Source organism: Parapedobacter sp. (genome assembly GCF_035556095.1).
In the GTDB taxonomy this organism is placed as follows: domain Bacteria; phylum Bacteroidota; class Bacteroidia; order Sphingobacteriales; family Sphingobacteriaceae; genus Parapedobacter.
This window is the reverse complement of record NZ_DATMFT010000018.1, coordinates 465,750-478,575: the sequence shown is the minus strand read 5'-3', so window position 1 is coordinate 478,575 and position 12,826 is coordinate 465,750. Positions and strand designations below refer to the sequence as shown.

Annotated in this window: 9 protein-coding genes; 6 read left to right on the top strand and 3 right to left on the bottom strand. The window is 49.7% G+C overall.

What is annotated here, in order from left to right; genetic code table 11:
* Together VNQ80_RS10340 and VNQ80_RS10335 are read right to left on the bottom strand one after the other, a co-directional pair.
* On the bottom strand, positions 1-1,090 hold a 1,090-nt coding region (locus tag VNQ80_RS10340), incomplete at its 3' end, for a sialidase family protein (RefSeq protein WP_325638184.1).
* 124 nt (positions 1,091-1,214) lie between these two features.
* A complete protein-coding gene (locus VNQ80_RS10335) occupies positions 1,215-1,814 on the bottom strand; it encodes a ribonuclease HII (RefSeq protein WP_325638183.1) in 600 nt (199 codons plus the stop codon).
* A 251-nt stretch (positions 1,815-2,065) separates the two neighbouring features.
* Here VNQ80_RS10335 and VNQ80_RS10330 point away from each other — a divergent pair, with 251 nt between their 5' ends.
* From VNQ80_RS10330 to fabD, 6 genes are all read left to right on the top strand, one after another.
* A complete protein-coding gene (locus VNQ80_RS10330; RefSeq protein ID WP_325638181.1) occupies positions 2,066-2,839 on the top strand; it encodes a hypothetical protein in 774 nt (257 codons plus the stop codon).
* 25 nt (positions 2,840-2,864) lie between these two features.
* On the top strand, positions 2,865-5,744 hold the full coding sequence (locus VNQ80_RS10325) for a TonB-dependent receptor (RefSeq protein WP_325638179.1): 2,880 nt from the start codon (positions 2,865-2,867) through the stop codon (positions 5,742-5,744).
* Between the two features lie 28 nt (positions 5,745-5,772).
* Positions 5,773-6,999 carry a pitrilysin family protein gene (locus VNQ80_RS10320; RefSeq protein WP_325638192.1) on the top strand — a complete coding sequence of 409 codons (1,227 nt, stop codon included), beginning with the start codon at positions 5,773-5,775 and terminating at the stop codon, positions 6,997-6,999.
* Positions 7,000-7,255: 256 nt separating this feature from the next.
* Complete coding sequence (locus VNQ80_RS10315; protein ID WP_325638175.1) at positions 7,256-8,182, top strand: alpha/beta hydrolase; 927 nt, start codon at positions 7,256-7,258, stop codon at positions 8,180-8,182.
* Positions 8,183-8,322: 140 nt separating this feature from the next.
* Positions 8,323-10,470 (top strand): DUF5722 domain-containing protein, encoded by a 2,148-nt coding sequence (locus VNQ80_RS10310; RefSeq protein ID WP_325638173.1) that lies wholly within the window; start codon positions 8,323-8,325, stop codon positions 10,468-10,470.
* A 76-nt stretch (positions 10,471-10,546) separates the two neighbouring features.
* Positions 10,547-11,431 carry an ACP S-malonyltransferase gene (gene fabD / locus VNQ80_RS10305; RefSeq protein WP_325638171.1) on the top strand — a complete coding sequence of 295 codons (885 nt, stop codon included), beginning with the start codon at positions 10,547-10,549 and terminating at the stop codon, positions 11,429-11,431.
* Here fabD and metK read toward each other — a convergent pair.
* Positions 11,426-12,679 carry a methionine adenosyltransferase gene (gene metK, locus VNQ80_RS10300; RefSeq protein WP_325638169.1) on the bottom strand — a complete coding sequence of 418 codons (1,254 nt, stop codon included), beginning with the start codon at positions 12,677-12,679 and terminating at the stop codon, positions 11,426-11,428. The two genes, fabD and metK, sit on opposite strands and share 6 nt — an antisense overlap.
* Between the last annotated feature and the right edge of the window lie 147 nt (positions 12,680-12,826).

Sequence of the window (12,826 nt, the reverse complement as noted above, 5' to 3'; positions counted from 1 at the left end):
CCGAATATGCGGCATAGGCACCTTTGTAACCTGACGGAGCTTTGGCAATGGATTGGCTGAAGAACCAGGTTTTTCCCCCATCCCTACTAATGCGGATGGTCAGATTATCCCGATGTACGGTATCTGCGGCATTGCAAAATGCTAATAACCGTTCGCCGTCTTGACCATTGAATGCTAATAGGCTGCCTTGGTTAACTGGATCGGGGAGCTGTAGGTCATAATACGTCGTGTCCCATGTAGCCCCACCATCGCTACTCAATGAGATGATCCGGTTGCGTACATTCCCCTGTTGGTTCCGCGAATTCATCAATAAGGTGTCGCCTTGGATGAGCGCGGCCATGGATTCGTTGCTGCCTTCGAAAGGGACGATCTCACTCAGCTGGAAGGTTTTGCCATGGTCATCCGTATAGTAGCCGTGTGCATGGTAATCCTTGAACGCCGGTTTGGGAGCGCCGGAAGAATGGTTGGCGGCAATGTATATACGGCCCTTGAATTTACCCCAATCAAATTGCATGCCTCGACCGGGCGTGTTGGCATAGCTCCGCCAGTCTTCAGCAAAGCGATAGGCCGGATTGGCCGCTGGTTGGTTGGGGCGGTGCACTTGCATGGTAATATTCGCAGTGTCAGACCAGGTATTGCCCCCATCTGTCGAAGTAATGAACCAAACCTCACGCAAACCTAGGCCTTTCCGTACTTCCCCTTCGTGGTTATTGCCCGTATTGAAAAAAAGGAAAATCCGGCCCTGCGGATACGCCGGGTCCAGCAGGTCCACCACCGGTGCGGGATTACCCGCTTGGAGGGTATCGTGGTCGACCACTTTTTGCAGGCTGCTCCACGTTTTCCCGCTATCGGTGCTTCGTTTCATCACGATATCGATGTCGCCAAAGTCGGCTGCGTGATGTACCCTGCCTTCACAGAAAGCAAGTAAGTCGCCATTTGGCAAGTTGATGATGGCGGGGATGCGGTAACTCTCATACCCGTCTTGACCCGATATGAATACGGGTGTTTCGTTGGCCTGTGCCAAGTCGAATACCAAACATATTGTTGCCAACACGGCCAATACATTCTTTCTCAAGGAAGTAATGATCATATCTCTTTAAGCAATTCCGGCACTAAATATCGCTATTTTTTCCCTTGGTGTTGCTAAATAAGAATCGCCTGTGGTGACTGGCGGCAAGCACGAAGTCTGTTGCGATTTATTTTTGATGGAAAGATTATGAAAAAAGGGTAAGTTGGGGGTCTGTCACCCGGAATGTGCGTCGGTGATGGTGGGTAAGACCGTGCCTGACGATCGCATTGCGGTGTTGGATGGTGGGATAACCCTTATTTTGGCACCACCCATATTCGGGAAATTCCGCCGCTAGGTTTTCCATATATTCATCGCGATAGGTTTTTGCCAATATAGAGGCTGCCGCGATCGATAGGTATTTGCCATCCCCTTTTACCACGCAGCAATGCGGAACTTGCTGATAAGGGATAAACCGATTGCCGTCTACGAGGATAAATTCGGCCTTCAACGCCAGCATGTCGAGGGCACGGTGCATCGCTACGTAAGACGCGTTGTGGATATTGATGCGGTCAATTTCCTGTGGGCTTACGCTAGCCACAGCAAAAGCTAATGCCTCGGCTTCAACCATCCCGCGCAGCACATTACGTTGCGAAGCAGACAGCTGTTTGGAATCGTTAAGTATATCGTGACGGAAGTTGTGCGAGAAAATAACAGCTGCAGCGAACACCGGGCCGGCGAGACAGCCCCGGCCAGCCTCGTCGCAACCGGCTTCGATAAGAACGTCCTGATGTCTGGAAAGTAGCATGCTTATACTCGCTATCGTTACAATACGGCAAACTTAGTTAAGTTGGATTTGATATGCAAGTCATCAATCGGTCAGGTCGTGGACGGGGTAAGGTTTTCACATGCTGTCACCTTGGGAATCGCCTATTTCCGAGCGAAACATATACATTTGTGGCTGGGTCGGAAAAAAAGCTAACCTCGCTTGTAATAATTTTTATACAATTAAACTTAACTATAAAGGATATGTCAAAACCACGCATTATTGCAATACAGATGGCTATTATAATTTGTACGATATTGATGTTTTTTGTCACGAACCCTACGTTCGCCCAACGCAACAAAGGTGAAGTGCAGCAATCATTGGATTGGGCCAGCGGCATTATTATCGATGGTCAGCTTGCCGATTGGGGTGATTCTTTGGTGTACGAACATGCCACACAGCAATTCCACTACCACATCAAGAACGATGCGGAAAACGTATACGTAGCGATGCGCGTCCAGGACAAGGATCGGCAGATGCAGATTTTTGCACAGGGCCTAGCCTTTACGGTCAATAAAAAGGGCAAGAAACGCGAGGGTCCCACGGTTTATTTCCCCGTCGCCGATCGATTGGCATTCCGCTCGATCATGTCAGCCGACAACGATGACCGCCCCGACGATATGCGGAAAGGCGCCTTGGCGGCCATACGTGCTATCCATATCATGCGGTTTGACGATGTGCTCGATGGACAGATTTCGTTGGAAAATACATACGGTATCCACGCTCAGGCTACGCTGGATACCGCCGATGCGTTGTGTGTAGAAATAGTGGTTCCGTTAAAGCGCTTGGGGATTTCCATTGATGATGGTGATGAACTAGCGTTTAATATCAAAATCAACGGTGTGATGGTGCCGGGCAGTGGAACATCCGCCAGTACCATGCGCCGCGGCTATGGCTATCCGTATGGTTATGGCTATGGTTATCCCTACGGCTACGGCCGGCAAATGCCGTCGAAGCCCCGCGAAGAACCGGGGGTGTGGGTGAAAGCCCCACTGGCCAAAGAGTGAAAAATTAAATTATTTATCATAACGAATGAAAATTTCCAATCAGTCAGCGATTAGACAAACACGTAACCTAGGTCTGTCAGTCGCTTTTTTTATGGCCTTTGGGGCTGTCTGTTTCGCGCAAACCAACAAGCGGGTAATCGGTACGCTCAGCGACCAAAACGGGGCAACGGTAACCGGTGCCTCGGTCAAATTGGTGTCTGACGTCGATTCCGTACAGACCAGTTCGGGGGCCGGAGGAGTCTTTTCATTCAACAATATAAAAGGCAGTAGCGTTGTACTTACCGTGACCAGCTTGGGTTTTGATACCCTCATACAGCGACAGACGTTTGATGCCGGTAGGCGGGAATTGAAGGTATCGCTCATTCTTCGGGCATCTAGCCATATGCTTGCCGAGGTATCTGTTACAGGGGCGGCCGCCATTACGATCAAGGAGGATACACTAGAATACGCCACCAAGGACCTGAAGCTCCGTGAAGGTGCGCTGGTGGAAGACGCGCTCAAGAAGCTGGATGGCGTAGAAGTTGATAAAGATGGAAATGTAACCGCTCAGGGCGAATCTGTAACGCGAGCGCGGATCAACGGTAAGGACTATTTCGGCGGTGACATCAAAGCGGCTATCCAAAACCTCCCCGCAGAGATCGTTGAAAAAATCCAGATTGTCGATGATTACGGTGATATGGCCAACATTACGGGTAATCGATCGGGCGACCCTGAACGAGTATTGAATCTCGAGGTTGCTCCCGGCCGTAATAATGGCGATTTTGGTAACTTCCGTGTGGGGGGTGGTACCGCAGAACGGTACCAAGTAACCGGATCTTATGGCAAGTTCAAGGAGGGTATGCAGCTCTCGATGCTTGGCAACCTGAATAATGTCAACGCTAGCCTATTCGATTTCAATATTCGCAGCGGCGGAGCTCGTCGCGGGCCGGGGGGCGGCAGCTTCGGCCGAGGCTTCGGTGGCGGTGGATGGGGTGGGTCGAATGGCCTTACCAATACCCAATCCATCGGAATAAACTACCGACAGGACTTCAATGATCAGCTAACCATGTATGGGGAGTACAGTTTCGGGCACACCGACAACAGTACCTTGAGTGACGAGTTCCGGGAGATCTTCGTGCAGGAAGCAACCACGTACGTTACCAGTAATATGGACAACGGTAGCATCGGTAACGACCACCGGTTCAGCTGGAATGTGGAGTATAAGCCCGACGATAAAAACTATATTAAGTTTTCGCCGAATATTAGCGTGCGCCATAATCGAGCGGATAATTTATCATTGAGTAGCAATGCCCTTGGCCAACAGTTGATTAATGAATTGACTAATCGGCAATTGAATAAATCGTATGCCCCCAATTACGGAGCAAGTGGACTGTACAATCGGCGGCTAAGCGATAACGGGCGAAACGTCTTCTTCAACTTCTCACTGAATACCGCGAGTACAGATCAAGACCAAGAGCGAATACTCAATACACTGGTATACGAAACCTCAATAGAAGATCTTGACAGTGTATACCAACAGCACTTGGTAGATTTGCGGAACAAAAATCTTAATGGCGGGACCACGATGTCCTATATCGAGCCATTGGGACTATATAGTACATTGGAGTTGAGCTATGACTTCAACTTTGCCTCGTACGATAACAGCCGCAGGGCCAATGCCTATGATATCGACGGCGTGGTAATCGATAACCCCGAATACAACAACAATCGAAATTACGACTATACATTTTATACGCATCGCGGGTCGCTTACTTATAGATACCGCAACGATAAGTGGAATTATTCGCTGGGCGTAGCCGCACAACCCAATCTTTTACGCGGTGGGGCAGATATCGATGGCCAGGTCATAAACATCGATCGCAATGGCTTCAATTGGATGCCTGTAGCACGATTGGAATATCAAATGTCACGAACCAAGCGGTTCAGCGTCAATTATTCGGGCCGGGCCAATGAGCCTAGCTTCACGCAGCTGCAACCGTTTACAGACTATTCTAACGTAAATGCACCCGTAACCGGTAACCCCGATCTCGCCGCCGAGTTTTCACACGAAGTGCGTATCAATTACCGAAACTTCAATGTCGGTGAAGGTACATCCTTCTTCGTCGGTGCTTCCGGATCGTTGTCGGAAGATAAAATTGTAACGAACCGGACCACTTCTGTTGACGATTCGATCGGGTTAGTGCAAGCTACCGAATACTTGAATACCGATGGATTCTATAATACGCGGGGATTCTATAATTTCTCGAAGCCCTTTGCCGACCGTAAGTACACCCTATCGTTCGGTGGGATGATATCTTACAACAACAACGTTTCTTTCACTACTACCGAAGAAAACCTAGCAGGTACTGCGATAAGGAACACTGCTCGCAACGTCGCCAAAAACTGGGTGCTTTCCCAGCGGCTGGGCTTTCGTTACAACCCAACGGAGACCATCGACATCACGCCGGGCGTGCGCTATACCTATAATACAACACACAATACGGTTTCATCGGGGAATAACAGGAACGTGTCTACCTGGGCGCTGACACTGGATGGATCGATAAATTTAACGCCAACATGGATCTTCGGCGCCGACCTAGCGAAAACAAGCAACAGCGGGTACAGCAGCACAGTGGATGCTAATCCAATGATTATCAATACTTATATCGAAAAGCAGTTTTTGAAAGGCCGTAACGGAGCTATTCGTTTCCAAGCTTATGACTTGCTCAACGAACAGACAAACGTGTCGCGGAGTGTAACCGAAGACATGATCATCGATAGCCGAACCAACCGGCTGGCACGGTATTTCCTGCTTACCTTGTCTTATCGATTCTCCAATTTTGCCGGTGGGCGGATGGGATTCGACGGTTCCGATGGCCCGGACGGCCCCGGACGGCGCAGCGGCCCTCCCGGCGGTGGAGGTTGATGCTATTTTTTCGCTATCTTGCGCCCCCATGGAGTGCGAACTTATTCATTTAGCCAATGGTATCCGGATTGTTCTGCATCAGGTAGCCTCGCCTGTTTCGCATGCCTGTATGTTAGTTAATGCGGGGGCACGAGATGAACAGGAGGGACAATACGGATTGGCCCATTTTATTGAACACCTGCTGTTTAAGCGGACGGAGAAAAGAAGTACAAACCAGATACTCAATCGGCTGGAAGCTGTGGGCGGCGATTTGAATGCCTACACCACTAAGGAGTATACCTGCATCCATGCCTCCTTCCTTTCTCCCTACCTGGAGCGAACACTGGATTTATTTGAAGATTTATTTTTCCATTCGGTTTTCCCCGAAGACGAAATGGAAAAAGAAAAAGGAGTAATTCTCGATGAGATGGCCTCTTATCTCGATAGCCCCGAAGATGCCATCATGGACGATTTTGAAGATATGGTATTTGAAGGGCATGGATTGGGGCACAACATTCTCGGAACAGCCGCCGATTTGCAGGCACTTTCCAGGGCCAATATCGACCATTTCATCCAGCAAACCTATAATACACACGAAATCGTCATCGGCATCAGTGGGAACTATTCGGTAAAGAAGGTCCGTCAGCTAGCCGAAAGGATTTTGGGGAAGCTGTCTGAAAATAACAACCGTAAGGAACGTGCCAAACCACCAATGACCGTAACGCGGCAAAACACGCATCAAAAACCGATTAACCAAGTGCACTACGTGATGGGCACGAAAGCCTATGGCGTACACGATGATAACAAGGTGGGACTTCTTTTACTCAATAACCTGCTAGGGGGAATGGGAATGAGCTCAAGGCTTAACTTGGTGGTACGCGAGAAACACGGCATCGCCTATACAATTGAGTCGAACTATACGCCTTATTCGGACACAGGCCTATTTTACATTTATTTCGGAACAGACGAAGAAAAAGCCGCACAAGCGAAGCGTCTTATCATGAAGGAGCTGAAGAAGCTTCGGGAACATGCGCTTGGTGTGATGCAGCTTTATCAGGCAAAGCAGAAATTCAAGGGCCAGATTGCATTGGCCGAAGAAAACCGGATGAGCCTGATTATCTCCATGGCTAAGAATCTGCAAGATTATGGCTACGTGCAAACACTGGCGGCGTTGTTCGGTCAGATAGATGCTGTTGATGCTGGCCAGTTGCTGAGCATCGCCAACGAGATACTCGAGCCGGATAAACTTTCAACGCTGAGTTTTGTGCCTGAATAATGCCCGGTAGGGGGGTGTTATGGAAACGGTGACCTTTATAACCATTGTATTCAGCAGCCTCAGGACTTGGATTTTTGATTAACTTGCGAAGTTAATTTGATGATATGACCCCGATATGGTTAAAATAATGTTATTCAACCTCTTGCTTTTTTCAAGAGGTGTTCAAGAATGCTTCGCATTAAACACATTGGTTCCGCCAGTTGGCGGATTAATCATTAAAGACTCCGTTTAACAACTGAAACAAAAAAATAAATAGATGAAAACCGCTAATCTGATTTACAAGGCATTGACCACCGTGTTAGGATTGTTGGCCGTCTCCAATTTGGTGTATGCACAACAACACTTGCCCCTCTATCCCCAAGGAATTCCCAACGCAAAAGAGGCTGAAAACATCGAGCGCAATGAACCGAATGCCATGGTAGATAGTTTAGCCTTCGATGTTTCGGAGCCCAGCATCAGGTTATTCTTGGTGCCCGAGGATCGGGCGACAGGGACCGCGGTAATCATTTGCCCAGGTGGTGGCTACCATACGTTGTTAACCAAACGTGAAGGAAGCGATGTGGCCCGGGTATTCAACAAATTGGGAATATCCGCTATCGTTTTGCATTATAGGCTGCCCAACGATCGCATCATGGTTGACCCGAGTATCGGCCCCCTGCAAGACCTGCAACAAGCCATCAAAACCGTCCGTGAGCGGGCGACCGAATGGCACATAGACCCACAGCGGGTGGGTGTAATGGGGTTTTCGGCTGGAGGCCACTTAGCCGCTACAGCCGGTACACATTATGCCGATACTTACATTGAGAATCCGGAAAACACGAACTTGCGCCCAGATTTTTTGCTCTTAATCAATCCGGTAATCAGTTTCATGGATTCCGTGGGCCATACCGGGTCGCGCGCAAATTTGCTTGGCGCCCAACCGAGCGATAAACAGCTTTTCTATTTTTCCAACGAGTTGCACGTGGATTCCCTGACCCCACCGACCTTTTTGGTACATTCGGGAGCGGACGAAGTGGTATCGGTGGAAAACAGCCTCTATTTCTATCGAGGCCTCCGGCAACACCATGTCGAAGCAGCGATGCATATCTATGCCAAAGGCGAACACGGATTTCTTACCGCGCCATCGTTTGATGAGTGGTTTGGCCGGTGCACGTATTGGATGGGCCAACTTGGGCTCAAGTAACCCTCGAACACCCTGTTAAATAGGCCTATTGCCATCGCCTACAGCGCATGCAGTATGGCACAGGTTGCCGCCGCTGCGGTAAATGGATAACTTTGGTTGCAAGATTAGTAACCAATTGACGTATTTTACCGAATAATCCGATGATGAATAAAATTCTATTGCTGTGTTTGGTTGGGGGCATATCCACGCTTTATGGCTCATGTAAAGAAAAAGCGGTAAATAAGCCACCTGTTATTACCCCCAGCGAATACCTGAAGTTTGATTTGACCACAGCACACGACCTCGATATCCAAGCGGATGGAAGTAATCAATACCAGCTGGTAACAACGGGGGACGACCCTTACATCCAGCTGGCCCCATTGAAGTATGCTAGAGGTGCCGATAAGGTGGTGCTCACATTTGAATACCAATCGTCTGCAAAACTCAGTCACATTCAGGTCTTCCTAGCCGATCCCGTCTCGGAAGAACGCTCGCTCAAAACGGGTGAGGTAGCCGCTTCGGCAGCATGGGAGACGTACTCGATCGATCTGGGTGATGAAATCGAGCAGTTCACTTGGGGAAGGGTCGGCCATTTCCTGCGAATCGATCTGGGGAACAGCTCCGGCGTTGAATTTGCCATCAAGAATATCATGCTGCGTGTCCGGAATGCCGAGGAAGAGCAACGAGCGCGTGAGCAGGCGGAATTCCGCCAAAATGACCAGGAGTGGAACGACCGCATTTCAGAATACCTGCGAAAAGAATATCCCGACCGCGTGACGCTGGTGGATGTCACCGCCGACAAGATCCGGGTCGAGGGCACGTTATCTGTCACTAGCCCCTTGTTCCTGGCCGAAGTAACACCCTACGACGAACTGACCGAAATGTCGGATTTCGAACAGGGCATCGACGTATCGGGAAGCACCTTTTCCGTAGAAATAGACCGCTATGTAGACAGAGATGGCTTCCATTATGACCGCGCACTATCCAAGTGGGTTGTTGTCGACAAGGGACAGGGCGGGCAAGGTATCCGGTCACACGCCCGTTTCCCCGATCAGATCCAACCGACACGCACCATGCCACAGCAGTCCATGAAGGGCCGGAAGGGCTTGGGGGGCTATGCGTTCAACCGCGGGTTTACCGAGGACTTGGACAACCTTGCTATTTCCAGCATAACCGTCAACATCCCCGTTACCAGCTTTATGTATTTGGACCAACGCCCGAATGCCTTCACGCATGAGTATGGTGGTAAAAAATATTACGTGGACCGCACTCAGGTTGAAAACCTGGATAAGACGTTACAAACTGCAGCGGATAAAGATATCGTCGTGTCAGCCATTATCCTGGTGCAAAAAGCAAGTCAAACTGCCGACCCTAAGGTGGGCGAGCTATTGCAGCATCCGCAGTTTTCCGGAGGCGATGCCTTCTTCACCATGCCACGGATGGATCAACCCGCGAGCGTGAACGTATATGCGGCTATGCTTGATTTTCTTGCGGATAGATACAGTAGGCCTGACAATTCTTACGGACGGATTCATAAATGGATCATGCATAACGAGGTGGATGTGGGTACGGTTTGGACAAATATGGGCTTAGGGCGGCCGATGCATGTTTTCCTGGATGCGTACTATAAGTCGATGCGCATATGTTATGCCATTGCACGCCAATATGATGCCCACGCGGAAGTGCTGGGATCATTTACGCATTCTTGGACGGAGCCCGCCGCCGGTGGCGATTATGCCACGTTGGACTTGTTGGAAGGGCTGTTGGATTATTCGCGTGCCGAGGGCGACTTCCAATGGGGGCTCGCCTGCCACCCGTATCCCCAAGACCTCAACGAACCCAAAACGTGGAACGACACGAAGGCGACATTCAGCATGGCCTCACCATTGGTCACATTTAAGAACCTGGAAGTGCTGGATGCGTGGATAAAAAAGACCGACCATAAATACCAGCAGTCGACAAAGCGGACGCTTTGGCTTTCGGAAAATGGCACCAACTCACGGTCGTATAGCCAGCAAGATCTGCTAGAGCAGGCAGCGGGATTTGCCTACGCCTGGAAAAAGTTCAAGTATTTGGACGGCATTGATGGAATTCAATGGCACAACTGGATCGATAATCGCGGCGAATTCGGCTTGCGTATCGGTTTGCGTCGTTTTCCGGATGATGAGGGAGATCCGGGAGGCAGGAAACCCGTTTGGTACGCTTACCAAGCGGCTGGTACCGATAAGGAGGATGAAGTTTTCGAACCTTATAAAGCCATTATTGGAATCAGTAGCTGGGACGAAATACTCAAAGACGTGGGATTATAACGGCTATTTCCATAGATTCCCCTATCTTTGGGTCCAAACGCTCGCAGTGACGGCGTAGCGCAACAAAAATGAGAACATGAGAAAGGCATATCTTTTTCCCGGCCAGGGAGCCCAGTTCGTAGGGATGGGTAAAGACCTATATGAGCACAGTGAGGAAACGAAATTCCTGTTTGAACAGGCCAATGAGATCTTGGGTTTCCGTATTACGGATACGATGTTTAACGGAACCGATGAGGAACTGAAGCAAACCAAGGTTACGCAGCCGGCAATTTTCCTGCATTCCGTCATCTTGGCCAAAGCATTAGGACGGGCTTTTACTCCCGATATGGTTGCCGGTCATTCGTTGGGAGAGTTTTCGGCATTGGTAGCTGCCGGAGCCCTCGGTTACGAAGACGGGTTGCGTTTGGTGGCCGCACGGGCGAATGCCATGCAGAAAGCGACCGAAATACAGCCGTCTGCAATGGCCGCGATCCTGGGGCTCGACGATTTTACGGTAGAAGATGTGTGCCAACGGGTAAGCGAAGTGGTTGTTCCGGCTAATTATAACTGTCCAGGCCAGCTTGTCATCTCAGGGACGGTAGCAGGCGTCGACAAGGCCTGTGAACTATTGCTCGACGCCGGAGCGAGGCGCGCATTGAAACTCAATGTAGGTGGTGCTTTTCACTCCCCGTTGATGGAAGCTGCTAAAGTGGAGCTACAGGCGGCTATCGAATCGGTAAAGGTAAGTGAACCGGTGTGCCCAATCTACCAAAACGTAGACGCCAAAGCGTATACCGACCCTGACGCCATAAAACACAACCTTATTGAACAGCTTACGGGGCCGGTACGGTGGACACAAACCATCATACACATGATCGAAGACGGAGCTTCCTCGTTCACGGAGGTTGGCCCCGGTAATGTATTGCAAGGCTTAGTCAAAAAGGTAGACCGCCAAGCGGAAACGGCTGCTGCCGTTTTATAATCCGAAGGCTGTTTTTATCTTATCTACGTAATCGAGCTTTTCCCAAGTAAACAGCTCAACGGTTGTTGTGGTGGTCTCACCATTACTGTTTTCGAAAGTCTTCGTTATCGTGCGCGGTTCGCGGCCCATATGGCCATAGGCAGCAGTTTCCGAATAAATAGGGTTGCGGAGTTTGAGCCGCGTTTCGATGCCGTAAGGCGTCATGTCGAATAGCTCGTGGATTTTCTGGGCAATTTCGCCGTCAGACAAGTTAACTTTCGCCGTACCGTAGGTGTTTACATAAATTCCAATCGGATCTTTTACGCCGATAGCGTAAGAGATTTGCACCAACAATTCGTCAGCCACCCCTGCAGCAACCAGATTCTTTGCAATGTGCCGGGTCGCATAGGCTGCCGACCGGTCCACTTTGGATGGATCCTTGCCCGAAAATGCACCGCCGCCATGGCCTCCTTTGCCACCATACGTGTCCACAATGATTTTCCGTCCAGTAAGTCCGGTATCGCCGTGGGGGCCGCCAATGACAAACTTGCCTGTCGGGTTGATGTGGTATTTGATATTGTCGGTGAACAGTTGTTGCAGCTCGGGCTTCAGCTGCGCTTTCACCCGCGGTACAAGGATATGGATAATGTCTGACTTGATTTTTTCAAGCATGGCCGCTTCGCTATCGAAGTCATCGTGTTGCGTAGATATGACAATCGCGTCGATACGGACCGGTTTGTGGTTGTCATCATATTCCAACGTCACCTGGGCTTTCGAATCGGGCCGTAGGTAAGTAATGTCTTTGTTTTCACGGCGTAAGGCAGCGAGTTCAAAAAGTAACCGGTGGGCGAGATCCAGTGCCAGCGGCATGAGGTTTTCGGTTTCGTTGCTAGCATAGCCAAACATAATCCCTTGGTCACCAGCCCCCTGCTCCTGTTTTTCCTTACGGTCTACCCCTTGGTTAATATCGGGCGACTGCTCGTGGATGGCAGAAAGGATGCCACACGAATTGGCCTCAAACATGTATTCGGATTTGGTGTAACCAATGCGCTCAATGACCGAGCGTGCAATTTTGGGTACATCAAGATATATTTTGGATTTGACCTCGCCTGCCAGCACAACCTGCCCAGTGGTGACCAAGGTTTCGATGGCCACACGGGAATCGGCATCCCATGCGAGGAAATTGTCGATGAGTGCATCGGAAATCTGGTCGGCAATTTTGTCGGGGTGTCCTTCGGAAACGGATTCTGAAGTGAATAAATATGGCATGTACGATTATATTTGAGCTGCAAAGCTACGATACTTTTATGTTTTTCAAAATGGAAATAAAGTGACTACCCGTGTTAAGTTTATATAAAATATCGCACCAATCTATGCAATGTACAACAATGCTGATACATTTGTGGGAATATTGCG

What these genes read in the sequence shown, in the direction of transcription:
- VNQ80_RS10335 (WP_325638183.1), bottom strand. Translation starts at nt 1,814, where the DNA reads ATGCTACTTTCCAGACATCAGGACGTTCTTATCGAAGCCGGTTGCGAC.
- VNQ80_RS10330 (WP_325638181.1), top strand. Translation starts at nt 2,066, where the DNA reads ATGGCTATTATAATTTGTACGATATTGATGTTTTTTGTCACGAACCCT.
- VNQ80_RS10325 (WP_325638179.1), top strand. Translation starts at nt 2,865, where the DNA reads ATGAAAATTTCCAATCAGTCAGCGATTAGACAAACACGTAACCTAGGT.
- VNQ80_RS10320 (WP_325638192.1), top strand. Translation starts at nt 5,773, where the DNA reads ATGGAGTGCGAACTTATTCATTTAGCCAATGGTATCCGGATTGTTCTG.
- VNQ80_RS10315 (WP_325638175.1), top strand. Translation starts at nt 7,256, where the DNA reads ATGAAAACCGCTAATCTGATTTACAAGGCATTGACCACCGTGTTAGGA.
- VNQ80_RS10310 (WP_325638173.1), top strand. Translation starts at nt 8,323, where the DNA reads ATGATGAATAAAATTCTATTGCTGTGTTTGGTTGGGGGCATATCCACG.
- fabD (WP_325638171.1), top strand. Translation starts at nt 10,547, where the DNA reads ATGAGAAAGGCATATCTTTTTCCCGGCCAGGGAGCCCAGTTCGTAGGG.
- metK (WP_325638169.1), bottom strand. Translation starts at nt 12,679, where the DNA reads ATGCCATATTTATTCACTTCAGAATCCGTTTCCGAAGGACACCCCGAC.